Genomic DNA, 26,228 nt, shown 5'->3' on the forward strand with positions numbered 1-26,228 from the left:
TTCCCCGGTATTTCAGTAAGCATACTTATCATACCTGCGCACAGGGCGCTGAACTGATGTTTTACGGGGTTGACCGCCAGGTTACGGCAGGCACTTAGGGAGTCAGGGCCGGGCCGCCTTCCAGCCCAGGGCGGGCGCGATATGCCGAGCCACGTTGCCCAGGAGCTTGGCGTTGAAATCGACGCCAAGCTGGTTGGGCACGGTGAGCAGGAGGGTGTCCGCGGCCTGTACTGCGGTATCGGCAGCGAGCTCTTCGGCCAGCAGATCCGGGGCGCCCACGTAGCTCTTCCCGAACCTGGCGGTAAGGCCGTCAATGATGCCCACCTGGTCACGGCTGTCCCGCAGTGCGCTGCCGGCAAAGTAGCGGCTGTCCTCGGCGTCCACGATGGGAAGCACACTCCGGCTGACCGAAACCCTGGGCGTATGGCTATGGCCCGCAGCCGCCCAGGCGTCCCGGAACAGCTGGATCTGTTCCGCCTGAAGCTCGTGGAAGGGAACGCCGGTGTCCTCGGTCAGCAGGGTGGAGCTCATCAGGTTCATCCCCATCTCCGCCGCCCAGACGGCCGTCTTCCGGCTGCCCGCTCCCCACCAGATCCGGTCCGCCAGTCCCGGCGACTGGGGCTGGACGGGCAGCAGCCCGGTGGCGCCGCCGGCATAGCGCGGGTCCGCTTCAGCCACACCCGCGCCGGTGATGGCCTTCCGGAACAGTGCGGTGTGCCGGCGGGCCATGTCCGCGTCGGTTTCGCCCGGCTCGGGCCGGTAGCCAAAGGCCGCCGCGCCTTGCCGTGCCGGCTCGGGTGAACCACGGCTGATGCCAAGCTGAAGCCTGCCGCCGCTGATAAGGTCAGCCGCCGCGGCTTCCTCCGCCATGTAGAGGGGATTTTCGTACCGCATGTCGATCACGCCCGTGCCGATTTCGATCCGGCTGGTCCGGGCGCCGATGGCGGACAGCAGCGGGAACGGCGAGGCCTGCTGCCGGGCGAAGTGGTGGACCCGGAAGAACGCACCGTCCACTCCCAGCTCTTCGGCGGCGACGGCAAGGTCGATGGCCTGGAGCAGCGCGTCCGCAGCCGTCCGTGTTTGCGAACCCTGGCCGGGGCCCCAGTGGCCGAATGAAAGAAATCCGATACGCTCCATACCTCCCCCAACTGCGCCCTTGCGCAGGGAATTCCCGGCATGCCCGGCCCCCGGGTTCCCCCGGAAGCACCCCCGGTGGTGACCCGCCCCTATTCGAGTACCGCCTACGCTGGCCGGGGCGCCGGTGATGCTGCAGAATCACCGGAACAAGCAGAATCTTGGCGGCCAGAGACTCATCAGATGGGGGCGGACTGTGGATCAGGCGGACTACTGCATTATCGGCGGTGGCATCGTAGGACTGGCCACTGCCTACCAGTTGCTGTTAAAGGAGCCCGGAGCCTCGCTGATCCTGCTGGAAGCAGCGGACACCCTCGCTTCGCACCAGACCGCCCACAACAGCGGGGTCATCCACTCGGGGATCTATTACGCCCCGGACAGCCTCAAGGCCCGCTTCAGCAAGGCCGGCGCGCAACAGACAAAAGAGTTCTGCCGGGAGCATGGCATCCCGTTCCAGGAGCCCGGCAAGCTCCTCGTCGCCACCACCCCGCCGGAGCAGGAACGGCTGGGCCGGCTCGAACAGCGGGCCGGCATCCACGGCCTGGCCTGCGAGCGCCTGGACCAGCCGGAACTGAGTGAGCGGGAGCCGAACGTCTCCGGGCTCACCGCACTGCTCATCCCCAGCACGGGAATTGTTGACTACACCGCGGTGGCCCGGAAGCTGGCAGAGCTGATCACCGGGGAGGGCGGACAGGTCATCACCGGGGCCAGGGTCACCTCCATCGCCGAACATGCGGACAGGGTGGAAGTGGGAACCGCCGCAGGCCGCTACAGCTGTGGGCAGTTGGTTGCTTGCGCCGGGTTGCAGTCGGACCGGCTCGCGGAGCTGGCCGGCTTGGACATCGACGTGCAGATCATCCCCTTCCGCGGGGAGTACTTCGAGCTCCCCGCGGACAAGTCCGGCTACGTGCGCCATCTCATCTACCCGGTGCCGGATCCCGCCCTGCCGTTCCTCGGCGTCCACCTCACCCCCACCATGGCGGGCACCATCACCATGGGGCCCAATGCCGTCCTGGGACTGTCGCGGGAGCGATACCCCAAGTTTTCAGTGGACCTTCGCGATGTGGGGCGGTACCTGAAGTTCCCCGGCCTCTGGCGCGTGGCCCGCGCCAACGCAGCCACGGCGGTCCGCGAGGTCCGGAATTCGTTGTTGAAGGGCAGCTATCTGCAGGAATGCCGGAAGTACGCCCCCGATCTCACCAAGGCAGACCTGCTGCCGCACGAGGCAGGGATCAGGGCCCAGGCGGTCCGCCGTGACGGCACGCTCATTCACGATTTCCTCCTCTCGGAAACGGCCCGGATGATCCACGTCCTGAACGCACCCTCACCGGCGGCCACCGCGGCGCTTCCCATTGGCGAGTACCTGGCGTCCAAGGCGGTGCGGCTGCGCACGGCCTGACACGGCGGGCCGGTGGCTAGACTGGCACCGTGACCAACAGCGAGCAGCGCGCCGATGCCGGCAGACCGCCGTCGCGCGGGAAAATCGCTGAGCGGCTCCTGCCCGGCGGTGAGGAGCCCGACCCCCGGTTCACCCTCGCCAACGAGCGCACGTTCCTCGCGTGGATCAGGACATCCCTGGCCCTGCTGGCCGGCGGCATCGCTGTGGAGGCGTTCACCTCCGACCTCTTCCTGGAGCCGGTCCGCAAGGGCCTGGCGGTGGTGCTGCTCCTGCTGGGAATGCTGCTGAGCGCCGGCTCTGCCGTACGCTGGCTGCGGGTGGAGCGCAGCATGCGCAACAAGGCCCCGCTGCCGCTGCCGCTCATCGTCCCGCTGCTGGCCGGGGCAGGCGCGCTGGCCGCCGCCGTCGTGCTCATCTTTATCCTCTGGCGCTGACCTTGTGAACGCCCCCCGCCCTGCCGGCAGCCACGGCGACCCCGGGCTTCAACCCGAGCGCACCACCCTCGCCTGGGGCAGGACGGTGATGGCGCTGGTGACCGTCAGCGCCATCTTCCTGCGCTGGCTACCACAGCACGGCCTGCCCATCCTGCTGCTGTTCGCCGTCTCGGCGGCTGCCGCGCTGGCCATCTACCTCACCCAGCGGCGCCGGTACACTGCCAGGTCCCGCGGATTGTCGAGGGAAAAGGTCGACGCCGACATCACCGCGGTGCTCTGGACGGCTTTCGCGGGCGTTGCGTTGGGCGGCCTCGGGATCGCCGTGGTCCTCGCCGCATAGCGTTCCGCCGGTTAAAACATGGGCAGGACGAAGCCTGCCAGCAGCGCCACGGCGCCGATCGCGGTGAGGCAACGGCCCAGCACCGAGGCTGTTCTACCCACTTCCTCCGGCTCCGTCGTCTGCCACTGCGTGGGCCGCTTGGGGTGGTAATAGACAGCGAGGGTATCCCCCACGGCCATGTCCTTGATGTCATGCGGTGACATCGGCGCGTGGTGCACTTGGTACTTGCGGTCGAACCAACGGAAGCCGACGCCGGTGCTGTCCGAATAGACCACCGCTTCAGCCACATCCCACGGGTGGACAAAGCGCCGAAGGAAGCCTGTGTAGAAAAGAAGACCCAGCCCGACGGGCAGGCACAACCAGGTGAGCATTTCCAGGATCGGACCTGCCATATCAAGCACAGTGGGCATGAATTTGATGGTACAGGCGTAGGCTGGGGGAATTGTTCCGGCGGAAGGGATAGACATGAACGACGAAGATCTTCTGGCCCGCATCCAGGCCCTTGTGGAGGAGGAACACACCCTCCGTGAGGGCTCCGGAGATGGCCAGGCCCCGGACCGGAACCGTCTCAGGCAGGTCGAAGAAAGACTGGACCAGGCCTGGGACCTGCTCCGCCAGCGCCGGGCCAAGGCGGAATCCGGCGAAAACCCCAACGACGCCGAAGCCCGGCCGGTCACCGAGGTTGAGGGCTACAAGCAGTAATCCGCCCCTGTTCCGTTCGGCTCTGGCGGTATCGTTGCGCCAAAGGGATCGTTGAGCCATAGGGCCATGCGAACAGAACGGAGCCACCCATGCGTCTGGCAGTCGCCCAGATCATCAGCAGTGCAGACCTTGAAGCCAACCTGGAGCTGATCCGGGATTACGCCACCCGGGCCAAGGCAGCCGGCGCCGGGCTTGTGGTTTTCCCCGAGGCCTCCATGCGGGCTTTTGGCTACTCCCTGCGGGACATCGCGGAGCCGCTGGACGGTCCCTGGGCCGGGAAGGTCCGGGCGCTGGCCGGCGAACTGGGCATCGCGATCGTGGCTGGAATGTTCACTCCAGGGAAGGACGGCCGCGTGCGCAACACCCTGCTGGTCACCGGTCCGGGCCTGGATACCTCCTATGACAAGGTGCACCTCTTCGACGCTTTCGGCTTCACCGAGTCGAAGACGGTGGACGCCGGTACTGACCCGGTAACCTTCGAAGTCGACGGCACAGTTTTCGGCCTGGCCACCTGTTACGACGTCCGCTTCCCCGCCCTGTTTACGGCCAATGCCCGCGCCGGGGCCCAAGTGAACATCGTCTGCGCCTCCTGGGGCGCCGGCGAAGGCAAGGCCGAGCAGTGGGACCTGTTGGTCCGGGCACGCGCGCTGGACAGCACCACGTTTGTGGTGGCGTGCGGCCAGGGCGACCCCGAAACCGTGGGCGCCGGCCCTGCAGGCACCGCCCCCACCGGCATCGGCCACAGCGCCGTGATCACTCCCCTGGGCTCGGCGGTGGTGGCGCTGGGCGGGAAGCCGGAACTGGCCATCATTGATATCGATCCCGCCATCGTGGACGAGGTCCGCGCCAAGCTCCCGGTGCTGGCGAACGCCCGCCAGTTCTGAACCCTTCACGCAACTTGCCCTGCTAAGCCTTCACGGCTGAGGCAACAACAGACGGCGTCGCGCCGCACCTTTTGAGCGGCGCGACGCCGTCGTTCTTTAGGAAAGGGTTGGCGGGACTCAGTGGTGAGTTTCCGTTCATTGCCCTGTCATCTGCGGGAGATTGCGGCCGACGGCGGCATCTCACCTTCGTCCCTCATCCCGACTCCGTGCCCCAAGGCTTTGCGCCGCTTCCCGGCCGGAATGAGCCGCGTGGCCGATGGCTGCTGTTTACATAGCTGAAACATTTCCGTCACGGGGACTTCACACAGCGGCCGTTTCTGTAACGCGAGCGCAACTTTCAGGCGCGTTTCCCGAAACACAGACAACGAAAGATGGACTGCGGGGGAAAACGCGAGGGCCTTAAGAGCGCCTCGTTTCGAGGCGCAACGCGAAGGGACCTTCCGGTGGAGATTTCTGCCCAACACGTCTGGCTGATGGTTGCAGCCGCGATGGTACTGCTGATGACCCCCGGCCTCGGCCTCTTCTACGGCGGCATGACACGGGCGAAGGCAGCCCTGAACATGATCATGATGAGCTTCATCTCCGCCGGCATTGTGGGCGTGATCTGGGTGCTGTGGGGCTACTCCATGACCACCGGCGACGGCGTGCTCGGCATCTTCGGCAATCCCTTCGCCAACTTCGGCCTGCAGAACCTGATGGGATCGCCGGACCTGATCAAGGCCGGCTTCAGCGCCACCTTCGCGATCATCACTGTTGCCCTGATCAGCGGCGCCATTGCCGACCGCGCCAAGTTCGGCGCCTGGGCCCTGTTCGTACCCATCTGGATTACCGTGGTGTACTGCCCCCTCGCCTACATGATCTGGGGCGGCGGCCTCATGAGTGCCGGCGGAGCCGTCACGGCTGTTTTCGGGCAGGTCATCGACTTTGCCGGCGGCGCTGTGGTGGAGATCAGCTCCGGCACGGCGGCCCTGGTCCTCGCCGTGATCGTGGGCCAACGCCACGGATTCGCGAAAGACCCCAACCACCGCCCGCACAACATTCCGTTCATCATGTTGGGAGCCGCCATCCTCTGGTTCGGCTGGTTCGGCTTCAACGGCGGCGCGGCCACCAGTGCGGAGCAGGCCGGCCTGATCTGGATCAACACCCTGGTGACCCCCGCTGCCGCCATGCTCAGCTGGTTGATCACGGAAAAGATCCGCCACGGCCACCCCACGTCCCTGGGCGCAGCGTCCGGTGTTGTGGCCGGCCTGGTTGCCATCACCCCGTCCTGCGCCAACATCAGCCCGGTGGCCGCTATCGGCGTGGGCCTGGTGGCAGGTGCCGCCTGCGCCGTGTTCGTGGACCTCAAGTACCGCTTTGGCCTGGATGATTCCCTGGACGTGGTGGGAGTCCACCTGGGCGCCGGGCTTATCGGCACCCTGGCACTTGGCTTCATCGCCCTTCCGGTGGACGGCCACGGCGGCGGGCTCTTCTATGGCGGCGGGTTCCAGCAGCTCATCGCCCAGGCCGTTGCCGTGGTCATCACGGTGCTGCTCTCCGGGCTCGGCACCCTGGTGATTGGCCGTGCCATCAACAGGACCATCGGGTTCCGGGTCAGCCGTGAGGCGGAGACCGCCGGCGTGGACCTGGCCGAGCATGCCGAAAGCGCCTACGCCTTCGGGGAAATCGGCGGCGGCTTCCGGCCGTTGAGCCACGGCGTTCCGCAGGCAGTTGCCGCACCGCATTCCGCGGCTGGATCTACTCCCGCGGCCAACCCGCCGCAGGCCAAGGAAGACTCCTTCGCCTGAACCTGGCCAGGCTTTCCATGCCTGGTCCTTGGAGCCTTTCCCCTTGGAGGATTCGGACCGGACTGTCCCGTTGCGTCTCCGCACTGCTAGTCGGCGAGGATCTTATACAGCGCGCGGCGGGTCTCGTCCATCTTCTCGATGGCCGCGGCCCGCTGTTCCTCTGTGACGCCGCTGCGGAACTGGTGGACAGCAGCCATCAGCTTTCCGATGCTTTGGTGGAAGTCCCGGTCCGGGTTCTCCGGCCCGGCGTTCCAGGCGTTCTCAAGCTCCTCGGCGTGCTCCTGCACCCATGCCCTTCCGGTGTCGGTCAGCGAAAATTCGGTACCGCGGCCTTCGGTCAGGGGAGTAATGAGCTCCTCGTCCACCAGCTGCTGAAGCGTTGGGTAGATGGATCCCGGGCTGGGCCGCCAGGCCCCGTCCGTCTTTTCGGCAATGGCCTTGATCAGCCCGTAACCATTTGAGGGCGCCTCGGCCAGGAGCGAGAGGATGGCCGAACGGACGTCGCCCCTGCTGGCCCTGCGTGGACCGCGGCCAAAACCGGGTCCAAAGCCTGGGCCGAAGCCCGGCCCGCCACCGCCAAAACCGGGCCCGAATCCCGGACCGAAGCCCCCGCCCCTGTGTCCGTGCGGGCCACGCCGTCCGCGGCCACGTTCAAACCGGCCCCTGCCGTGCTGCCGGCCTGGAAAATTTTCTTCTGGAATGCCTTTCATGGTGGCATCTTCCTTTCATACTGGTGAGGTACCGCCGCCTCCGGCGATAGTTAACGATATGTCGTTAACTATCGCTGAGTCAATGGAAAAATTCATCAAATCATGACCTCCCATCCTCTGGATCGCCCGTCGAAGGCGACGTAGTCTTGTGGCACTCTCCAAGGCTTGGGGGCTTGACATGGCGAAGAAGAAGCGAAGGCGCAGGCGCGGTTCTGCCCTGGGAAGGCTCCTGGGATTCCTCGCGGCAAGCGCTACGTGCGGTGTCCTGGTGGCCAGCCTGGTGGTCCCGGCCGTAGCAGCCGCCGGTTTCGGAGTCAGCAACTCCATTGGTTTTTTCGAAAGCCTGCCGGAGGAGCTCACGGTGCAGCCGCCGTCGCAATCCACCAAAGTCCTCACCTCCGATGGCCAGCCCATCGCCACCTTCTATGCGGAGAACCGCGTCCGGATCCCCTTGGACCAGATGTCGCCCTACATCAAGGACGCCGTCATTGCCATCGAGGACAGCCGGTTCTATGAGCATGCGGGGATCGACCCCCAGGGCATCGTCCGCGCTATGGTGGCCAACCTGACCAAGGGCGAGCAGCAGGGCGCGTCCACCATCACCCAGCAGTACGTGACCAACGTGATCAATGAGGCGCGGCTTTCGCAGGACCGGCCGGACGAGGTGACCCTCAGCGGGCAGAAGGACGTTGGGGACAAGCTGCGGGAGATGAAATTGGCCATTGCACTGGAAAAGAAGTACAGCAAGGAACAGATCCTTGAGGGCTACCTGAACATCGTGTTCTTCAACAGCGCCGCCTACGGCGTGGAAGCTGCCGCCCGGTACTTCTTCAGCACTACCGCCAAGGACCTGAACCTTCCGCAGTCCGCGCTGCTGGCCGGGCTCGTGAACAGCCCTACCTTCTACAATCCGGCGATCAATCCAGAGAACTCGCTGGCCCGCCGAAACCAGGTACTCAGCGAGATGCTCCGGCTGGGGAAGATCAACCAGCAAGAACATGACGAGGCCGTTGCCACACCGATCGAGCTGAAGGTCAGTCCCGAGCGGCAGGGCTGTGCCAACGCTGTTATGGCCCCGTATTTCTGCGACTACATCTCGCATCTCATTTTGAACAATCCCGCGTTCGGTCCCAACCAGACTGAACGCGAGCGGAAACTGTACCGGGGCGGGCTCACCATCACCACCACGCTGGACAGCAGGCTGCAGGCCGCAGCCCAGGCGCAGGTGGACGCCACGGCTGGAGCCAACCCGGACCGCTGGGGTGCCGCGCTGGTGACGGTGCAGCCCGGAACAGGCAGGATCCTGGCGATGGCCCAGAACACTGTCTTCCTTGCCGAGCCGGGCAAGTTCGACACCCAACTGAACTTCAACGTGGACGCCAAAGATCCCCAGGGCCAGGACCTGAACGGTGCCGGCGGGTTCCAGACAGGTTCCACCATGAAGCCGTTCACGTTCGCGGAGTGGTTGAACGAGGGCAAGACCATCACCACCGTGGTGGACGCTTCCCGCCGGGTTTATCCCCTGGGTTTCCCGTGGCGCTCAAGCTGCGGGAAGGTGCTGGGCGCCTACAGCACAGCGCAGAACAACCCTGAGCTGGGGGCGGCGGATGACCTGCAGAACTCCGAGGAGGGCTTCTACCGGCCCATGCCCGTCAACTACGGCCTGTACAACTCCATCAACACCGCCACCTTCGCCTCAGCCACCCAACTGGACTTCTGCGGGATCCAGAAAATGGTGGATAGTGTGGGTCTCCACAGCGGCCTGGACGGCAGTCCCATCAACATGCATCAACTGGGCAACCTGCTGGGCGCCACCGGAGTTGCTCCGCTGCACCTGGCCAACGCGTTTGCCACGTTCGCCAACGACGGCCGCTACTGCAACCCGATCGCACTGCTGGAGATTACCGACGCCACCGGCGGGAAGATTCCGGTGCAGCCCGTGGCCTGCCGGGATGCCGTGAAGCCTGATGTGGCGCGCGGCGTCAACTCCGTCCTGCAGGATGTTCTGGTGAAGGGTTCCGGCTTCTGGGTCAACCCCAAAGTCCACGACAAGTGGCCAACGGCTGCCAAGACGGGCACCTCCAACAACAACGGTGCCACCTGGATTGTCGGCTACACGACAGGGCTGGCCACAGCTTCCTTCTTCGGCGACGCGCTGGAGGGCCAGAAGAGGGCCGGCCAGAACGTCACCATCAATGGGACGTTCTACCCCCGCTTGGATGGTTACATGCTCGCCGGACCGCAGTGGGCCAACTACATGGTGAAAGTGGGACCGCTCTACCCGGCCGCGCCGTTCCCGGGACCTCCCGCCTCCATGCTGGGTTCCAGCCCTTCGCCTACGCCGGGTCGGTAGCCGCAGGCACGGTATATCAAGGTGCACTCCCCGGCCACACCAACAGCACGGACCCTCCCGCCCGACGTGGAAAACCGGAATTCCCTCCTGCACAGCAAAGCACCGTGGCAGGATTGGCGGGATGAAAAGCCTCGAAACCGAGCGGTTAATTCTTCGTCCCTGGGAGCCGGAGGACGCCGGTTTCGTGCTGGACCTCTACTCGCGCTGGGAGGTGCAGCGCTTTATCGGCAACCATCCTCAGGTGATGAGGGAACGGGCTGAAGCCGAGGAACGCATCCGCGTGTGGCAAGGCATGGACCACCCGGTGCATGGCGTGTGGGCAGTCCAGCTGAAGGAGCAGGACCCGCTGAAGAACGCTGCCGGGCCCCGGAACACGCCCTCGCTCGCAGGCACCCTGCTTCTCAAGTCCATCCCGGCGTCGGGCGAAGCACTCCCACTGCAGCCCTCAGGCGACACAGAGATCGGCTGGCATTTCCACCCCGCCCGCTGGGGGAACGGCTACGCCACGGAAGCGGCGGCCGCAGTTCTGGCCCACGGACTGGGCAGCGGCCTGAACAGGATTGTGGCCGTCACGGCCCCCGCCAACACCGCGTCCCAACGGGTCTGCCTGCGCATCGGGATGGCGTACCGGGGACAGACCGACCGGTATTACAACGCTCTCTGCGAGCTTTTCGAGGCCAGGCCCTAGCCCGTGCCCTTCCAGAGCCGCTGCCACCACCGGCGGGGAGGTTCAGGTTCCGGCGGCGGCGCGTCAGCGATTCGGGCGGCGCGGCGCTCCCGCCACCGGGACACCTCTTCCTCCACGTCCCGCGTTTTGGTGATCACAGGCGGACCGCCCTGGAGCTGTCGCCGGGCATCGATGACGCGGCGGTTGAAGTCCTGCAGGATGTCCCGCACCTGCTGCTCGGTGTACTGCGCATCGAGTTTGGCGTCCAGGTCCGCGTCCTCGGTGCGCAGCAGGATGGCCGCGGGGCCCAGGCCGCTGATGTTTTCCCGCTGGATGAGGCCCTTGACCCACCAGTCGGGGTCGTACCGCTCCCCCAGCCCCGGGATCGGCTTGCCCGCGTACTTGAGGTTGTCGAACTTGCCCTGCGCCATCGCGTCACGGACCAGGTACTCTGCCCGGGCGGCGTCGCCGACCTTCCGGCGCTTCTCGCGCTCCTGCGCATCAAGGGCATCGAGCGCGGCTTCCTCCTCCGCGCTGATGCCGGCTCCGCGGTAGGACCGGACCTCCGCGGCACGCTCCAGGCGCTTCCGGAGTTCCTCCGCCCCGCCGCCCATCGCTGCCACCGCCTTCGAAAATGATGCTTCCTTCCAGTATTCAGAAGCTTTGCGTCCGGTTCAACGCCTGCAGTGCGCGGCCAGCCCGAGGAAAAGGAAAGCGTACGACGGCGGGACGTCCCGCCGTCGTACGCTCCGTTTGGTGCCGAAGAGACTTAGCCGCTCAGGCGTTGGCATGTTCGGCCAGGATGGCGTCGATCTGGCCAATGGCCTCCCGCATGCCTTCCTCCATGCCCATCTGGACCATCTGCTCCATCTGTTCTTCGGAGTCGAAGGTAGTGGCTACCCTCATACTGGTCCGGCCACCGGCCTCCTCGATCATCACCGCTACGTGGCCGGCGCCCATCTCCGCCACGGGTTCCCCTTTTTCGTCCGCGAATCCGTCGTCGAACTCCAGCTTGCCGGGGGCCGCGATGGCGGTGAAGCGCCACCAGCCGCGGGGCTTTTCACCCTCGGGAGTGGTCATGTAGTAGCCGGCCTTTCCGCCGGCCTCGAAGTCGAACTGTTCAAACGTGGCCGGGTAGCCGGGCGGACCCCACCAGCGCTCCAGCTGGCGCGGGTCTTCCCACAGTTGCCAGACACGCTCGGCACCGGCGTCGAACTCGGCGACGAGAATCAAGCTCAGCGCCTCAAGATTCTTGGTGGAACTGATAACGGTCATTGCAGAACCCCTTCTTATCCTTCAGCCAGAATGTCGGCGATCCGGTCCACACGCCCTTGCCAGATTGCCTCGTACTCATCGAGCAGGTGCCGGGCTTTTTGCAGGCCTTCATGGTTCCCCCGCACGAGCTGCTCCCTTCCGCGCCTTTCCTTGGTCACCAGGGTTGCGCGCTCCAGCACCGCCACGTGCTTTTGGACGGCGGCGAAGCTCATGTCGTAGAGGCCCGCGAGGCCGGAGACCGAATACCCGCCCACCGTCACCCGCCGCACGATGTCCCGGCGGGTGGTGTCGGCGAGCGCCTGGAACAGGCGGTCAAGTTCGTTTTCGCGGAGCTGATCTACAACCATTTGGTTGTACGATAGCCCCTCGCGGATGCGCTGTCAAGGCTCTGTTCCCGATGCCGGGAACACGTTCCGGCCGCACGGTATCTTGAAGCCCATGAGCATCTTCCTCGCCGGGGCCGGCCCGGACTTTGACGCGTTTCCCGATGTGTTCAAGCGCTTTGTCCAGGCACTGCCCGCTCAGCCGGGCAGCGGCCGCCCGGCCCGGATCGCCGTGGCGGTTCATCACCGCGGCGGGAACCCGCGAGAGATCCTCCCGGCCTACGTCGGGCCGCTGCAGTCTTTGGTTTCCTGTGACGTGGTGCCGGTACTGCTGCGGCCGGGAATGCCCGCGGACCCGGCCCTGTTCGAGGGCGCCGATGGCATTGTGGTGGGCGGCGGGCTGACCCCGGCCTATCTGGCGGGGCTTCGCTCCTGCGCGGGTGCCATAGCCGCCCGGACGGCCGACGGCGCCCCTTACCTGGGGTTCTCTGCCGGCGCCATGATCGCTCCCGCAGAGGGCATCATGGGCGGCTACCGTATTGGCGGCGTCGAAGTGTGCGGGGAAGAGTGCTCGGAGGACCTTGACGAGGTGGATGTCCGTGGCGGGATGGGGCTGGTTTCCTTCGCTGTGGACGTCCACGCCGCCCAGGCCGGGACCCTCAGCAGGGCGGTCGGCGCCGTGGCGGCGGGGCTGGTGGAGCGGGCAGTGGCAGTGGATGAGAACACGGCCATTCTTCTGCACGACGGCGGCCCGGACTTTGAGGTAATCGGCACCGGTAACCGCTGGGACATCCGCCGGAACGGCACCGGCTGCAGCGTGTCCGTCCGGACCGCCGGCAGCTGAGAGCGGGTCCGCCTTACGGGAGCAGGCTCCCCAGCAGGAGCCAACTACGGAGCAGGCTCCCGGTCTTACGAATCGAAGTGGGTCTTGATGCTGCCGCCCTGGAGCTGTTCGATGAGCTCGGTGGCCACGTCCCGCAGCTTACGGTTGCGGTTGCTGGAGACCTTGGTGAGGATGTCCATCGCTTCCGCCTGGGAGCACCTGTTCTGGGCCATGATCACGCCGCATGCCAGGTTGATGGCTGTCCGGCTTTCCAGGGCCGCTTCCAGGTCCTCCGCACGGTTTTGCGCGGTGTTGATGCGGACCGACAGATGGAGCGTGCTGTGGGCAGCAGCAGCGAAGCCAAGGGCTTTTTCGTACACTTCCGGGGTGAAAACGCCGGGCTTGGTCGCGAAGAAGTTCAGCGCGGCCCTGGCCTCGCCGCTGATCTCCAGCGGAACCCCCAAGGAGCTGCGAATTCCGGCGCCACCGAACTTCCGGTTCAGTTCGGGCCACCGGGTATCAGTGGAGACATCATCGATGATCACCGGGGACATGTCCCGCAGCGCCTTGATGCACGGGCCGTCGCCCACCTCCTGCTCCAGCCTGTCCAGTTCCACCGCCCGCTGGCTGCTGCCGGCGGCGGTGGTGGGCTTGCGCCTCACCTTGAGTGTCACTGCGCACTCGACCGCGTCACCGGCAATCTCGGAGACCGCCGCAGCAGCCAGCCCGGAAAGGCCCGAAAGGAACTCAACCGCATTTTCTGAGCCCACCAGGATGCTCTGGAGCTGTTCCAGCGGTTCGTTTTCGGATGCAATCGACATGGCCTCATCCTATTACCACCCCTGAATGCCGGGGGTCGTCGTCGAAGTGGGTGCGCAGGGCGGGATCCGGTGAGACTGACTCAATGACGTCCACTGCAACATCCCGCAGCTTGATGTTGCAAAGCACGGACTGGACGTCCGCGGAGTAGCCGGCTCCCGCCGTCGTACTTCATTTCAAAGGGCCCAAGACGCCGGGAACCGCCAGCGCCCGGGAAGAACCTTGGCTCTATGCTGGGAGCATGGCACAGCACCTCCGGCTTGACGAGCTCAGCACGGTGATTGCCCGCATCCAGGGGCTGCTGCTCACGGAAGAAAAGGTGAACACGGCTGTGCGGCTTTTGGCCCAGGCCGCGAAGGAGTCCGTCCCGGGCACCATCGGCGCGGGCGTTTCACTCCTTAATGCCCGCGGCCGGCGCACCAGCAGCGGTTACACGGACAGGATCGTCAGCGAGGCCGATGCGGCCCAGTACGAATGCGGAGAAGGCCCGTGCCTGACCGCCTGGGCGGCAGAGGAACCGGTCCTGGTGACCGACCTCCGGGACGAACTGCGGTGGCCCGAATGGCGCGAGGCCGTCGCCGGCTTCCCCGTGCGGGCGGTTGTCAGCGCTCCGCTGATCGCGGGCAAGGAGTCCATCGGGACCCTGAAGCTATACGCCGCCGCCGCACATGCCTACGACGATTCCAGTGCCGCGCTGCTGCAGCTGTTTGCCGGCCCGGCAGCCACCCTCCTCTCGCACATCCAGGCCAGCGAAGCTCCGCGCAGGATGACCGAGGGACTCCAGGTCTCGCTGTACACCCGGGACCTCGTGAACCGGGCCTGCGGCGTGCTGATGGAGCGCCAGGGACTCCCCCACGATGCCGCCCTGCACCTGCTGATCAAGCAGGCCCGGGACGAGAAAGTGCCCTTGCAGCATGTCAGTGAACGCGTCCTCGCCGGGACGCCGGCACCCGGAGACTAGGGCGCTCCATGGGCTTCGATCCCAACGAACCGGAACAACGCCGCAGGCTCCGCTCAGCGATGAAGGCTGCGGACATCTCAGCATCCGAACTGTGGCTGAAATACTTTGGGCTCGCCGGAGATGCGGGCGAGTACGAGGTGGAAGCGTACCTGCAGGGGCTGCTGTCCCTGCCTCCGGTCCAGCGCGACCTCCTCGCCCTGGCGGCCAACGAACTGATTGACGACATCCCCCGGCCCCGCGCACCGTACTCGGATGATTTGGATCGCGGGCCCGGCTCGGAGCCCGCGCTGGACAGCCGGGAGGACGGAAGTGAACGGCAAACAGAGGCGGAGGAGTAGGCCCGCAGACGTATGAATAGCTGATGCACGGGCGTAGTGTCAGTAGTAGGAGATTTCGGGATGGCAGGTGAATCCGGAGGTTGAATACCGGGTCAGCCCGCGCAGAGAGCGGCGGCGGCAGTTGCCCGCCCGGCGAATCCAGGGATCGAGGCCTGATGGGCCAGGACAACAAGATAGCCACTGCCGACCAGATGCAGGACCTGCTCCTCGAGAGTCCAGGATTTCCGGAATTTCTTCTGGGCCTGGCCACCATTTCGGCATCCATGGTGGACGGCCGGGGACCGGTGTGGTGCACCATCACGGTGGAGCGCGACGGCGGACCGGTAACGTTCGCCGCCAGCAGCGAGGAAGCCCGCATGCTGGATGAGACACAGTACGGTTTCGACGACGGGCCCTGCCTTACGGCAGCACGCCGGCAGCGCCTGGTGTGGATTCCGGACCTCAAACGTGACGGGCGCTGGAATGGCTACCGCGAAGCAGCACTTCGGCAGGGCGTCCGCTCCGTGCTGGCCGTCCCCATTCCCACCGACCCCTTGTCCCTGGCCGGCCTGAATTGTTACGCCGGTTCCCTGGAAGCCTTCACCGAGGACACTGTGGTGCTCCTGGAAAAGCATGCGGCCTCGATGTCCCGCGTCCTCCGGATCGCGCTCCGCCTTCACGGGGCGGACGTGCATCCGGAGCACCTCCGTGCTGCGTTGAAGTCCCGCGCCGTGGTGGACGCGGCGGTTTCGCTGATCATGCTCCAGCACCGGGGCGGCCGGGAGGACGCCCTTGACCTCCTGCAACTCGCTGCCAAGTCAAGCAGCCGCAGGATCCACGAGATCGCCAGCGACATCGTGCGCGGCGCCGAAGTCCCCACGCTGGACGGAGCGTAGGCATGTATGCCCAGGGAACCGAAGGTCCGGAACAGCGTGGCTGTTCCTCCGAACAGCGCCGCGGGGCGGCCCAGCGCTTCCGGAACGCCGACCTTACGCTGGCAAAATTGTGGACTTACTACTAAGGCATCGGCGGCGAAATCGACGAGCTTTCGCTGGACGCCTGCCTCAACGAGGCCTTGGACATCCCCCCGCGCAAATGAGCCTGGTGACGCTCGCAATGACTGAACTCGCAGAAGGCGATCCACTATGACGCTCCACGAACCTGACCCGGAAACTTTTCCCAGACCGGCCCGGGACCCGGACACCGGAACGCGGCTGCAGGAACTGGTGCTGGGCAGCCAGGATATTGCCGGCTTCCTGACCGAACTCGCAGTGGTGGCCTCCGCGAGCCTGTCCTCCATGGCCAACAGGGTCCATGCCGGGGTCACCGTCATCCGGCGGAAGCGGCCGCAAGCGGTGGCCAGCAGCGACGCCGCGGCCCATGCACTGGACGAGCTGCAGAACGGGTTCGGGGACGGTCCCTGCCTCGCAGCCCTCCGAACCCGAAAAACCGTCCTGGTCCCCGACCTGGCAGAGGAGTGCCGGTGGGCCCAGTACATCGTGGACGCTGCGGAGAAGGGGGTGTGCTCCATCCTCGCCGTGCCGCTGGATCTTGCCGGTGAGGCAGAAGCCGTCCTGAACCTCTACAGTGGCCGCACCAACGAGTTCACAGCAGACGACGTTTCCACCGCGGAAGCCTTCGCGGAGCAGGCCGCCGGCTCGCTCCGGCTGGTCCTTCGCATCACCCAGCTCAGTGAAGCGCGGAACGACCTCGCCGTGGCCATGAAGTCCCGGACCGCAATCGACATGGCCGTGGGAGCGATCATGGCGGAGAACCGGTGCAGCCGGGACACGGCGTTCAACATCCTCACCAAAGCCTCGAGTTCGCGGAACATCAAACTCCGGGACGTGGCCATCTCTGTGATTGCATCCATTTCCGGCGAGCATCAGATCGACACATACTTCGACGAATGACCCTTGCCGGCGGCCCAAAATACTCGTGCTGACGCGGCTCGCGCCGGCTACGTGATGAGACTCACTTGCAACAAAGCGTCCAATCGGTTGTGGCGCCTCCATCGCTCTGGGCACTATGGGAAAGCAGGAGCCGACCCTCGCGGGAACCTCCGGACTGGCCCGTGTGTTTGGTCACATCAGGACATTTCCGGTTGCCATCCCCTTGCAGGGACCTGCACCATGGAAGTACGGGAACACGCTTTCCGGCCTTGCATAATCTGTCCTCATCGACGAGGACACGGTCCGGGCAAAGAAGATTCCGGACCGCCAACCGCACGAAATGGAAGTTGAATAATGACGTTCGATGCCACTAAATCCGTGACCCTCAAGATCTGGGACAGGTCTGCCCTCCACCACACACTGGATGCCGCAGTCAGCGACCTTTCCGCCCGCCACAACACCACCACCTGCCGCATCGCGGTCACCTGCAGCGGCCCGAACACCTTCACCCTGAGCGTCCGCGGCGAAGACCGCGCCCTGGCTTCCGTCTAGGGAACCACGCGAAGGAAAGCGGACGACGCCGGGACCTCCCGCCGTCGTCCGCTTTACTTTTGCTCGGGTCCTTCGCCCGCCCAACCAGGGACGGGGGGTTAGCTGTGGGTTGGTTCCTCCACCAGGGCGGTGGCGATGCTGTCCGCGTCCTCCAGTGCGGCGAGGTACCGCTCGGCGTCGAGGGCGGCGGCGCAGCCGGTTCCTGCGGCGGTGATGGCCTGCCGGTAGCGGTGGTCCACCGCGTCGCCGCAGGCAAAGACGCCGGAGATGTTGGTAACCGTGGTGGGTGAGTCCACTTTGATGTAGCCGTCCTCGTCCAGGTCCACCTGGCCGGTCAGCAGTTCGGTGCGCGGGACGTGGCCGATCGCCACGAAAATACCCGTGGCGGCCTGGTGCCGGGTTTCGCCGGAGCGGGTGTCCGTGAGCGTCACCCCGGAGACTTTCCCGTCGCCGTGGATGGCGCTGACGGCGGAGTTCCAGGCGAAGGTGATCTTCGGATTGTCCTTGGCCCGCTGCGCCATGATGCGGGACGCGCGGAGTTCGTTTTTGCGGACGACGACGGTCACGGACTTCCCGAAGCGGGTCAGGAACATCGCTTCCTCCATGGCCGAATCACCGCCGCCCACCACGATGATGTCCTGGTCCCGGAAGAAGAACCCGTCGCAGGTGGCGCACCAGGAAACACCGTGGCCGCTGAATTTCTTCTCCTCCGCGAGGCCGAGTTCCTTGTACGCCGATCCTGTGGCCAGAATGACGGCCGGGGCGCGGTGGGTTTCGCCGCCGCCGGTGACCACGGTCTTGACATGACCCTTCAGCGAAACCTCCGTGACGTCGTCGAAGACTACCTTGGCGCCGAACTTCTCGGCCTGCTCCTGCAGCCCGTCCATCAGTTCCGGCCCCTGGATGCCGCCGGGGAAGCCGGGAAAGTTCTCCACCTCCGTGGTATTCATCAGCGCACCACCGGCGGTGACGGAGCCGGCAAGCACCAGCGGGGCAAGGCCCGCGCGGGCTGCATAGATGGCGGCGGTATATCCGGCCGGGCCGGAACCGATAATGATCAGCTGCTCGGTGGGGGCGTGCTGGTGGTTCGCGTCAATGGTCACAGCGGGATTCCTTTGCTTGGGTTGTTAATGAACAGGCTACTGGGCGTCCCTGTCCAGCCATATCGATGGATGTCAATTTGTTGCATAATGGGGTGCATGACCGCCCTGCAGACCCTCGAACCCGTGGTTGATGACCCCTGCTGCACTCCTTCGGGAAACGGTGCTTTGAGCGCCCAGGAAGCGCAGCAAAAGGCCCTGGTGTTCAAGGCGCTGGCCGACCCCAACCGGCTGCGCCTCCTGTCCATCGTCAAAGCCGGGGAGGCCGGGGAGGCGTGCGTGTGCGATTTGACCGAGCCGCTTGACCTCGGCCAGCCCACGGTGTCGCACCACCTCAAGGTGCTGGTGGACGCCGGGCTGCTTCACCGGGAAAAGCGTGGCACCTGGGCCTACTATTCGCTGGTCCCGGGCGCGCTCGAGGACGCCGCCGGACTCCTGGCCACGCTGTGAAGCAGCAGCCCGAAACGGAAGTCCAGCTGCGCGGGCCGCGGCCCGCCAAGCTGACCCGCACGCCACTGAACGCGATCCCGGCGGCGCTCGTATCGGCGTCGGGATTTCTGCTGTTTGTCCGGGAAGACCGGCTGTCCGGCTTCCTGCTGCTGGCCACGGCCCTGGTGGTGGCGGGAATCATCAACCGGCGGCTGCTGATCGACCTGGCACTGATCGGCGTGGGGTTGACCGCGATGAGCCTGGTGCCGATCACTACTGACATCAGCACCGAGCACATGGCAGTGATGGGTACAGCGATGATCCTGGCTGTCGGGATTCCGTATGCCGTTTCACGGTTCGTTACCAAGGACCACGCCATCCGGTTCCCGGTCCGGACCGGCCAGCCGTGGACGCGGGCCGAGAAATGGTACCTGCCCGCCGTCCTGGTGATCGGGTACGCGCTGATGCCCGTCTACATGATCCGGACCGGCGTCTACAACAACTGGCCGGCCGTCAGCGACCCGGACGGCATTGCGCGGCTGTTCCTGGGGACCAACGTGCTGGGCATCTGGGACGAGCTCTTTTTCATCTGCACCGCGTTCACGCTCCTGCGACGGCACCTCCCCGACTGGCAGGCCAACCTCCTCCAGGCGGTGCTGTTCACATCGTTCCTGTGGGAACTGGGTTTCCATGCGTGGGCGCCGTTCTTCATCTTCCCGTTTGCGCTGCTCCAGGCCCGGCTGTTCACCATCACCAAATCGCTGTCCTACATCGTCACCGTGCACCTGCTGTTCGACTTCGTGCTGTTCCTGGTGCTCATCCACGCCCACAACCGCGAGTGGATCGATATCTTCCTGTACTGACTTCTTGTGGTCTGGACGTGCGCTGATGCCGCGCCCATAGTTGAAGCGTGCAGACACCTGACCGTGAACTTGAGGCACTGAGGCAGCGTGCCGCCGCCGGTGACCCGGACGCCGTCGACGAACTCGTGGAGCATGCCGCCGAGCGCGGGGACCTGGACGAACTGCGTCGGCTGTCCGATGCGGGCAGCCGGGACGCGCTGGACCAGCTGGTCGAAACCGCCGGTGAACAGGGCGACCTTGCTGAGCTTCGGCGGCTGGCGGCGTCCGGCAACCAGGACGCCGCCGATGTGCTGGCCGAGCTCGAAGAGGAAAGCGGTTCTTAGAACGGGGAACCCATGAGTGCAGTTGTAGACAGCTTGGTGGCCGCCCTGAATGCCCACGACCTCGAAGCCGCGGCGGCGCTGATCCATCAGGATTACCACAGCGAACAACCGGCACACCCGGGCGAAGCGTTCGTTGGGCGGGCCCAAATGCATGCCAACTGGCAGGCGATGCTTTCCGGCATCCCGGACTTCCATGCGGAACTGGTCCGCTCGGTGGACGATGACGACACTACGTGGAGCGAGTGGTCCTGGACCGGAACCCGGGCGGACGGCCAGGACTTCCAAGTCCGCGGGGTAACGCTGTTTGAGATAAAGGGTGGCCAGATCGTGGCCGGCAGGCTGTATATGGAGGATGTCGACAAGGCCGGGAGGAACATCGAAGACGCTGTGGAGAGCCTCTCGGGACAGCGGCCGGAATCCTGGCGCAAGCGAGACTAGGAAACCTGGCGCAGCAAGCGGCGCCACGAAGGCCGCGCCGTGGCGGAGCCTCATTGTTTCACTGCCGTTTTGGGCCACCCGCCCTGGCGTCCTAGCCTTACTTAGGTTCACCTAAGAAAAGGACTGACAGTGCATCCCACTCCCCTGCCAGGTCCGGGCCATGCCCCTGAGACGTTCCGCGACGCCTGGGGCATCCCCCACTTGCGCGCCGGTTCTGCCGGCGAACTGGCTTTCCTGCAGGGGTACAACGCCGCCACGGACCGTTCGTGGCAGATCGAGCTGGAGCGATGGCGGTCCGAGGGGCGGACGGCGGAACACCTCGGCGCCGAAGGTGTGGTGTGGGACCGGTTCGCCCGGCAGGCACGCCTCGACCACACCGCCCGGCGCTGCTTCGCCACCCTCGACGCGGCCACCCAAGGCTGGTGTGCCGCGTATGTGGACGGCGTTAACAAGGCCTTGGAGTCCGGTCACCGCGGTGCGCCCGAGTTCCGGGACACCGGGACTGCCCCGGAACGGTGGAATCCGTGGACTCCGCTGGGCGTTTTCCTGGTCCACCACATCCTCTTCAGCACCTTTCCCAACAAGCTCTGGCGGGAGCACGTGGCTGCCGCACTCGGCCCCGAAGCCGTGGAACTCTTCAGCATCGAGGCTCCGGTGTGGGCCGGCAGCAACGCCTGGGCCGCGGCCGGGAACCTCACGTCGTCCGGGTTTCCGCTGATCGCCGGGGACCCGCACCGGCTGATGGAACTGCCCGGCGTGTACCAGCAGGTGCGCCTCGCCTGCCCGGAGTTTGACGTGGTCGGGCTGGCTTTCCCGGGCGTCCCCGGGCTGCCGCACTTCGGCCACACCGGGACCGCCGCCTGGGCGGTCACCAACGCCATGGCCGACTACCAGGACCTGTACGTTGAGCAGCTGCGTTATCACACCGGCAGTCTTCAGGCTCTGGGGCCGGACGGCTGGGAGCCCGTGCCGGCGCACCACCAGGAGGAGGTCCTGGTGCGCGGCGGCGCGGCCGTGACGGCGGAGGTGATCGAGACTGCGCGGGGTCCGGTGATTTCCGGTGGGCCCGAGGGCGGCGCGCTGAGCCTGCGCACGCCGTCGCGTTCTTCCGGTTCTCTTGGTTTCGAGGCCCTCCTGCCGCTGTTGCGGAGCCGCACCTCCGCCGATGTTGAAACGGCATTGGGCTCCTGGGTGGAGCCGGTGAACTGCGTCCTCGCCGCGGATTCAGGTGGGGACGTGCGCCGGATCGTTGCCGGCAAGGTTCCGGTCCGCAACCCGGAGAACCGGGTCCGGCCTGTTCCTGCGTGGTCCGCAGAACATCAGTGGACCGGCGAATGGGCGGACCTGCCCAGATCCGGAGTGGACGGGCTGGCCGTCAATGCCAACGACCGTGCTGCCGGCGGCGGGGACCTGACCGGCCTGGAGTTTGCCCCGCCCCACCGTGCCCGCCGCATCCGGCAACTGCTCGAAGAGGCAGGGCCTGGCCTGGACGCTGACACCATGCAGCGCATCCATATGGACTCCCTGCTGGGATCGTGGCCGGCCTTCCGGGCGCTGTTGGAAGGGCTGGACCTGCCCTCCGGTCCTGCCGGGGATCTGCGGAACCGGCTGCTGGGCTGGGACGGCCGGATGAGCGGGAACAGCAGCGCTGCCGCAGCCTTCGCGGCGTGGCGTTCGGCCTTGGTCCTCGCACTGACCCGGAGTCCGGCCCTGGCTCCAATCGCAGCACCGCACGGGCACCCACCCTTGTTCGCACCTTGGCTGAACCCGGCCGCCCGCGTGGGTTTCGCCGTCGAAACCATCATTGCCAAGGGACACCGCCACGGCCTCGATGCCGGCGACGCGGCCCGGCAGGCCCTGGAAGAAGTCGCCGCAGCCCACCACGCTGAAACCTGGGGAAGCCGGCACACGCTGCTGCCGCTGCATGGGCTGGCGGACTACCCGTCCACCGGTACCGCCGCACCCGTCCTGCCGGTCACTCCGCTGTCCGGGGACACCAACTGCGTCCTGTCCACTGAAAGCCTGCCCGGCGTGACGGACAGCTCCTTCCGCGGGCCCGTGGCACGGTATGTCTGGGACCTCTCGGACCGGACACGGAGCCGGTGGATCGTCCCGTTCGGCGCTCCGGGAGACCCGAAAAACAGGCATTTCGCGAGCCAGCTGCCTCTCTGGGCAGCAGGCGACCTCATCCCGGTCGTCACCGACTGGGACCAGCTCACCAAGGAGAACCATGACCACTGAGACAGCCCTCCCCCTCGATGCCAGGGACGCCGTGTACGAAGAAGAGCTCCCGGGCCTGGGCCGGCTGCGGCTGGTGGTCATTGCCCCCGAGGCTGATGCGGACCTGATCCACGGTTGGGTGCGGGAGGAACGCGCCCGGTTCTGGGGCATGGGCTCGATGGGCCGGGACGAAGTGCGGGACATCTACAGCTTCCTGGACAGCCTGGATACCCACCACGGGTACCTCATGGTGGTGGATGGACAGCCGGCAGGCATCTTCCAGACCTACGAGCCGCAGCACGATCCGGTGGGCGAGGCCTACCCGGCACGCGCGGAGGACACCGGTATGCACCTGCTCCTCGCCCCGACGGAACGGCCGGTGCAGAATTTCACCGCCACCCTGTTGTCCGGACTGATCCGCTTCCTGCTGTCAGACCCGTCCAAAGACCGGGTGGTGGCAGAACCGGACGCCCGCAACGCCAAGGCGGTGGGGCGCCTGGTGGGCTTCGGCTTCGAGGCCGGCGCCAAGGTGCAGTTGGCGGAAAAGGAAGCGCAGCTGGTGTTCCTCACGCGGGCGAAGTTCGAGTCAGGCAGGGGCCGGATAAGCCCCCTGTAGTAAAGCAACCCCTGGGATTAGGATCGGTCTAGGGCCCGGCGGAACGCCCTTTTCAAAGGAGTGCTGCGATGCTTCTTGAGCGGATATACGACGATGACCTGGCCCACGCCAGCTATCTGATCGGGTGCCAGGCCGACGGAACCGCGCTGGTTATTGATGGCCGCCGCGACACCGCCGTGTACCAGCAGCTCGCGAAGAAACACGGCATGAAAATCGTGGCCGTCACCGAAACCCACATCCACGCCGACTACCTTTCCGGCACCCGGGAACTGGCCGCAGCCACCGGCGCCACCGTTCATGTGTCCGGCGAGGGCGGCCCGGAATGGCATTACAACTTCGACGCCGAGCGGCTGTTCGACGGCGGCACCATCACTCTGGGCAACATCACCGTCACAGCAATTCATACCCCTGGCCACACCCCGGAGCACCTCTCCTTCCTCGTAACCGACGGCGCCTTCAGCGACCAGCCGGGCTACCTGTTCACCGGTGACTTTGTCTTCTCCGGCGACCTGGGCCGGCCGGACCTGCTGGATGAAGCGGCAGGCGGCACCGACACCCGGTTTGTGGGAGCCAAGCAACTCTTCGCCAGCCTCCGCGACAAGTTCTTCACCCTGCCCGACTACGTCCAGGTTTACCCGGCCCACGGCGCCGGCAGCGCCTGCGGCAAAGCCATCGGCGCCGTCCCCTCCTCCACGGTGGGCTATGAGCGCCGATATGCCTGGTGGAGCCGTTATCTCGCCACCAATGATGAAACGGGTTTCACCACCGAACTCCTTCAAGGACAGCCCGATGCCCACGCGTACTTCGGGCGGATGAAGCGCGAAAACCGGGACGGCCCATCGGTGCTCGGAGAGCGTCCGCCGCTGAGGGAGCTGGACGCCGCGGACGTGGCCGCCGGCCTTGCCGCGGAGCGGGTCACCTTCGTCGATACCCGCACCAGCCGGCACGTCCATCAGGGCACAGTGGCCGGGTCCCTGAACATTCCAGCCAGAGCGATGGCCAGCTACGGCGCCTGGGTAGTGGACCCGGAGAAGAACCGGAACCCGCTGGTGCTCCTGGCCAAAGACCAGGAACAGGCCCAGGACCTCCGGGACCACTTGGCGCGCGTGGGCATCAACAACGTTGCGGGCTACCTCACCAGCCTTGTCGGGCTCCCGGCAGCTACCCCGGAGCTCATCCACCCCGGGGACCTGGCAGCCCGGGACGCCGTGGTGCTGGACGTCCGCAACCGCACCGAGCACGCGGCCGGGCACATCCCCGGCTCCCGCCAGCTCAGCGGGGGCCGCCTGATGTGGCATCTTGATGAACTTCCCGCCGGGGGCAGCATCGTGGCCTACTGCCAGACCGGAACACGGAGTTCGGTGGCTGCGAGCGCGCTGCGCCGGGCCGGGTACGACGTCGCCGAGCTGGATGGCAGCTACACCGGCTGGCTCGCCTGGCAGCAGGCGCGGGAAGCCGTGTCCAAGAGCTGAAGCGCCCCGCACAAACGGCGGGCCACCCCCGCGAAGGGGCGGCCCGCCGTCGTACGCTTCTGTTTGGGGCGTGCTGCCCTAGAAGGTGGCGGTGTCGATCACGAAGCGGTAGCGGACGTCCGAGGCGAGGACGCGCTCGTAGGCGTCGTTGATCTTGTCGGCCGGGATGACCTCGATCTCCGCGCCGAGGCCGTGCTCCGCGCAGAAGTCCAGCATCTCCTGGGTCTCGCGGATGCCGCCGATCATGGATCCGGCGAAGGACCGGCGGCCGCCGATCAGGGCGAACGCGTTCACCGGGAGCGGTTCAGCGGGGGCGCCGACGTTCACCAGTGCGCCGTCCAGCTTCAGCAGCTGCAGGTAGGAGCTGATGTCGATCGAGGCGCTGACCGTGTTGATGATCAGGTCGAAGCTGCCGGCGAGTTCCTGGAAGGTGTTCTCATCGCTGGTGGCGTAGTAGTGGTCGGCGCCCAGGCGCAGCCCGTCTTCCTGCTTCTTCAGCGACTGGGACAGCACCGTCACCTCAGCGTCCATGGCGTGGGCGAGTTTGACGGCCATGTGGCCGAGGCCGCCGAGGCCGACGACGGCAACCTTCTTGCCGGGTCCGGCACCCCAGTGCCGCAACGGGGAGTAGGTGGTGATGCCGGCGCACAGCAGCGGGGCGGCGACGTCGAGGTCCAGGCCCTCGGGGATGCGCACCACGAAGTCTTCAGTCACCACGACGTGGCTGGAGTAGCCGCCCTGGGTGATGGTGCCGTCGCGGTCCACGGCACCGTAGGTGCCCACATTGCCCTTGAGGCAGTACTGCTCCTCGCCCTTCAGGCAGTTGGCGCACTCCTTGCAGGAGTTGACCATGCAGCCGACGCCGACGCGGTCGCCGACGGCGTGCTTGGTCACGGCGCTGCCAACTTCGGTGACGATGCCGGCGATCTCGTGGCCGGGCACCAGCGGGTACTGCTGCGGGCCCCAGTCGCCGCGGACGGTGTGGATGTCCGAGTGGCAGATGCCGGCGAACTTGATGTCGATCAGGACATCGTGCGGGCCCACTTCGCGGCGCTCGATGGTGGTGGCGAAGAGGTCCTCTGTGGCGGACGGGGATGCGTAGGCTTTGACGGTAGTCATGGCTCTCCTGTGGTGTCTTGGGGGTTCTCTAGAATGCTAGCGGGGCCGAAGACCTGGAAACCGGCATATGGGGCCTGCAGGGGTAGCCCTGTTGATACTGGGACTGCCAGTCCTACCCTTGGCGGCCCTCGAACTGGCCATCGGTCATGTGCTCAGCCCAGGTGGTTGTTGCGGCGGGCACGAAGTGGACCCTGGCCCCCGCCGCGCTTCCATCAAACCCGGTGCACGAAGGCGTAGCGAGGGCCCTGCTGAAACGGGTTTTGGCAGACCCTCCTT

At 66.1% G+C, this 26,228-nt stretch carries 30 protein-coding genes; 21 read left to right on the top strand and 9 right to left on the bottom strand.

All coding sequences use genetic code 11. The annotated features are described in order from the left end of the window. Positions 1-102: 102 nt before the first annotated feature. The gene (locus BACI348_RS17835) at positions 103-1,137 is read right to left on the bottom strand and encodes an LLM class flavin-dependent oxidoreductase (protein WP_159828642.1); all 1,035 of its coding nucleotides are present in this window, start codon (positions 1,135-1,137) and stop codon (positions 103-105) included. A gap of 193 nt (positions 1,138-1,330) precedes the next feature. On the opposite strand from BACI348_RS17835, the gene lhgD reads away from it, so the two are divergent. The 3 genes from lhgD to BACI348_RS17850 are packed head-to-tail and all read left to right on the top strand — an operon-like array spanning position 1,331 to position 3,307. Then, complete coding sequence (lhgD, locus tag BACI348_RS17840; protein ID WP_236557624.1) at positions 1,331-2,533, top strand: L-2-hydroxyglutarate dehydrogenase; 1,203 nt, start codon at positions 1,331-1,333, stop codon at positions 2,531-2,533. A 29-nt stretch (positions 2,534-2,562) separates the two neighbouring features. After that, a complete protein-coding gene (locus BACI348_RS17845; protein ID WP_159828648.1) occupies positions 2,563-2,967 on the top strand; it encodes a YidH family protein in 405 nt (134 codons plus the stop codon). A 4-nt stretch (positions 2,968-2,971) separates the two neighbouring features. Then, entirely contained in the window at positions 2,972-3,307 is a 336-nt protein-coding gene (locus BACI348_RS17850; protein WP_159828651.1) for a DUF202 domain-containing protein, read from the top strand. An 11-nt stretch (positions 3,308-3,318) separates the two neighbouring features. Here the strand turns inward: BACI348_RS17850 and BACI348_RS17855 are convergent, their stop codons facing one another. Continuing rightward, entirely contained in the window at positions 3,319-3,717 is a 399-nt protein-coding gene (locus tag BACI348_RS17855; RefSeq protein WP_159828654.1) for a hypothetical protein, read from the bottom strand. Positions 3,718-3,772: 55 nt separating this feature from the next. On the opposite strand from BACI348_RS17855, the gene BACI348_RS17860 reads away from it, so the two are divergent. The 3 genes from BACI348_RS17860 (at position 3,773) to BACI348_RS17870 (ending at position 6,680) form a co-directional block, all read left to right on the top strand. Beyond that, entirely contained in the window at positions 3,773-4,009 is a 237-nt protein-coding gene (locus BACI348_RS17860) for a DUF2630 family protein (protein WP_159828657.1), read from the top strand. A gap of 89 nt (positions 4,010-4,098) precedes the next feature. After that, on the top strand, positions 4,099-4,893 hold the full coding sequence (locus BACI348_RS17865) for a carbon-nitrogen hydrolase family protein (RefSeq protein WP_159828660.1): 795 nt from the start codon (positions 4,099-4,101) through the stop codon (positions 4,891-4,893). 443 nt (positions 4,894-5,336) lie between these two features. Then, the gene (locus BACI348_RS17870) at positions 5,337-6,680 is read left to right on the top strand and encodes an ammonium transporter (protein WP_159828663.1); all 1,344 of its coding nucleotides are present in this window, start codon (positions 5,337-5,339) and stop codon (positions 6,678-6,680) included. A gap of 86 nt (positions 6,681-6,766) precedes the next feature. Here the strand turns inward: BACI348_RS17870 and BACI348_RS17875 are convergent, their stop codons facing one another. Then, entirely contained in the window at positions 6,767-7,390 is a 624-nt protein-coding gene (locus tag BACI348_RS17875) for a PadR family transcriptional regulator (RefSeq protein ID WP_159828666.1), read from the bottom strand. A gap of 178 nt (positions 7,391-7,568) precedes the next feature. On the opposite strand from BACI348_RS17875, the gene BACI348_RS17880 reads away from it, so the two are divergent. After that, positions 7,569-9,743: a transglycosylase domain-containing protein gene (locus tag BACI348_RS17880; protein ID WP_159830290.1), complete on the top strand. Its 2,175-nt coding sequence runs from the start codon at positions 7,569-7,571 to the stop codon at positions 9,741-9,743. A 121-nt stretch (positions 9,744-9,864) separates the two neighbouring features. Then, positions 9,865-10,431 carry a GNAT family N-acetyltransferase gene (locus BACI348_RS17885; RefSeq protein WP_159828669.1) on the top strand — a complete coding sequence of 189 codons (567 nt, stop codon included), beginning with the start codon at positions 9,865-9,867 and terminating at the stop codon, positions 10,429-10,431. Here the strand turns inward: BACI348_RS17885 and BACI348_RS17890 are convergent. From BACI348_RS17890 to BACI348_RS17900, 3 genes are all read right to left on the bottom strand, one after another. Continuing rightward, complete coding sequence (locus BACI348_RS17890) at positions 10,428-11,024, bottom strand: DnaJ family domain-containing protein (protein ID WP_159830292.1); 597 nt, start codon at positions 11,022-11,024, stop codon at positions 10,428-10,430. The genes BACI348_RS17885 and BACI348_RS17890 overlap by 4 nt on opposite strands. Positions 11,025-11,187: 163 nt before the next feature. After that, entirely contained in the window at positions 11,188-11,685 is a 498-nt protein-coding gene (locus tag BACI348_RS17895; RefSeq protein WP_159828672.1) for an SRPBCC family protein, read from the bottom strand. Positions 11,686-11,699: 14 nt separating this feature from the next. Then, the gene (locus BACI348_RS17900) at positions 11,700-12,032 is read right to left on the bottom strand and encodes an ArsR/SmtB family transcription factor (RefSeq protein WP_159828675.1); all 333 of its coding nucleotides are present in this window, start codon (positions 12,030-12,032) and stop codon (positions 11,700-11,702) included. Between the two features lie 91 nt (positions 12,033-12,123). Here BACI348_RS17900 and BACI348_RS17905 point away from each other — a divergent pair, with 91 nt between their 5' ends. Next, positions 12,124-12,852 carry a Type 1 glutamine amidotransferase-like domain-containing protein gene (locus BACI348_RS17905; RefSeq protein WP_159828678.1) on the top strand — a complete coding sequence of 243 codons (729 nt, stop codon included), beginning with the start codon at positions 12,124-12,126 and terminating at the stop codon, positions 12,850-12,852. Between the two features lie 65 nt (positions 12,853-12,917). On the opposite strand, the gene BACI348_RS17910 is transcribed toward BACI348_RS17905, so the two are convergent. Further along, positions 12,918-13,652, bottom strand: coding sequence for a GAF and ANTAR domain-containing protein (locus tag BACI348_RS17910; protein ID WP_159828681.1), 735 nt, complete (start codon positions 13,650-13,652; stop codon positions 12,918-12,920). Between the two features lie 239 nt (positions 13,653-13,891). Here BACI348_RS17910 and BACI348_RS17915 point away from each other — a divergent pair, with 239 nt between their 5' ends. From BACI348_RS17915 to BACI348_RS17935, 5 genes are all read left to right on the top strand, one after another. Then, a complete protein-coding gene (locus BACI348_RS17915) occupies positions 13,892-14,611 on the top strand; it encodes a GAF and ANTAR domain-containing protein (RefSeq protein WP_159828684.1) in 720 nt (239 codons plus the stop codon). Positions 14,612-14,619: 8 nt separating this feature from the next. Further along, on the top strand, positions 14,620-14,949 hold the full coding sequence (locus BACI348_RS17920; protein ID WP_159828687.1) for a hypothetical protein: 330 nt from the start codon (positions 14,620-14,622) through the stop codon (positions 14,947-14,949). 155 nt (positions 14,950-15,104) lie between these two features. Continuing rightward, a complete protein-coding gene (locus BACI348_RS17925; protein ID WP_159828690.1) occupies positions 15,105-15,824 on the top strand; it encodes a GAF and ANTAR domain-containing protein in 720 nt (239 codons plus the stop codon). A gap of 249 nt (positions 15,825-16,073) precedes the next feature. Next, the gene (locus BACI348_RS17930) at positions 16,074-16,841 is read left to right on the top strand and encodes a GAF and ANTAR domain-containing protein (RefSeq protein WP_159828693.1); all 768 of its coding nucleotides are present in this window, start codon (positions 16,074-16,076) and stop codon (positions 16,839-16,841) included. Positions 16,842-17,174: 333 nt separating this feature from the next. Beyond that, the gene (locus BACI348_RS17935) at positions 17,175-17,372 is read left to right on the top strand and encodes a hypothetical protein (RefSeq protein ID WP_159828696.1); all 198 of its coding nucleotides are present in this window, start codon (positions 17,175-17,177) and stop codon (positions 17,370-17,372) included. Between the two features lie 98 nt (positions 17,373-17,470). Here BACI348_RS17935 and trxB read toward each other — a convergent pair whose 3' ends face one another. Then, positions 17,471-18,475: a thioredoxin-disulfide reductase gene (trxB, locus tag BACI348_RS17940; protein ID WP_159828699.1), complete on the bottom strand. Its 1,005-nt coding sequence runs from the start codon at positions 18,473-18,475 to the stop codon at positions 17,471-17,473. A 96-nt stretch (positions 18,476-18,571) separates the two neighbouring features. Between trxB and BACI348_RS17945 the strand changes: the two genes are divergently transcribed. From BACI348_RS17945 to BACI348_RS17975, 7 genes are all read left to right on the top strand, one after another. After that, positions 18,572-18,922 carry an ArsR/SmtB family transcription factor gene (locus BACI348_RS17945; RefSeq protein ID WP_159828702.1) on the top strand — a complete coding sequence of 117 codons (351 nt, stop codon included), beginning with the start codon at positions 18,572-18,574 and terminating at the stop codon, positions 18,920-18,922. A 26-nt stretch (positions 18,923-18,948) separates the two neighbouring features. Continuing rightward, positions 18,949-19,764, top strand: a complete 816-nt coding sequence (locus BACI348_RS17950; RefSeq protein WP_442858533.1) for a CPBP family glutamic-type intramembrane protease — start codon at positions 18,949-18,951, stop codon at positions 19,762-19,764. 47 nt (positions 19,765-19,811) lie between these two features. After that, positions 19,812-20,087: a hypothetical protein gene (locus tag BACI348_RS17955; RefSeq protein WP_159828705.1), complete on the top strand. Its 276-nt coding sequence runs from the start codon at positions 19,812-19,814 to the stop codon at positions 20,085-20,087. Between the two features lie 12 nt (positions 20,088-20,099). Then, positions 20,100-20,525 (top strand): nuclear transport factor 2 family protein, encoded by a 426-nt coding sequence (locus BACI348_RS17960; protein WP_159828708.1) that lies wholly within the window; start codon positions 20,100-20,102, stop codon positions 20,523-20,525. Positions 20,526-20,654: 129 nt separating this feature from the next. After that, positions 20,655-22,766 (top strand): penicillin acylase family protein, encoded by a 2,112-nt coding sequence (locus BACI348_RS17965; protein WP_236557625.1) that lies wholly within the window; start codon positions 20,655-20,657, stop codon positions 22,764-22,766. Next, on the top strand, positions 22,756-23,361 hold the full coding sequence (locus BACI348_RS17970; RefSeq protein ID WP_159828711.1) for a GNAT family N-acetyltransferase: 606 nt from the start codon (positions 22,756-22,758) through the stop codon (positions 23,359-23,361). The genes BACI348_RS17965 and BACI348_RS17970 overlap by 11 nt, the downstream gene beginning before the upstream one ends. Positions 23,362-23,429: 68 nt before the next feature. Beyond that, the gene (locus BACI348_RS17975) at positions 23,430-24,833 is read left to right on the top strand and encodes an MBL fold metallo-hydrolase (protein WP_159828714.1); all 1,404 of its coding nucleotides are present in this window, start codon (positions 23,430-23,432) and stop codon (positions 24,831-24,833) included. A gap of 78 nt (positions 24,834-24,911) precedes the next feature. On the opposite strand, the gene BACI348_RS17980 is transcribed toward BACI348_RS17975, so the two are convergent. Further along, the gene (locus BACI348_RS17980) at positions 24,912-25,952 is read right to left on the bottom strand and encodes an NAD(P)-dependent alcohol dehydrogenase (RefSeq protein WP_159828717.1); all 1,041 of its coding nucleotides are present in this window, start codon (positions 25,950-25,952) and stop codon (positions 24,912-24,914) included. Positions 25,953-26,228 lie beyond the last annotated feature (276 nt).

Source organism: Arthrobacter sp. 9AX (assembly GCF_902506095.1).
Taxonomy (GTDB): domain Bacteria; phylum Actinomycetota; class Actinomycetes; order Actinomycetales; family Micrococcaceae; genus Arthrobacter.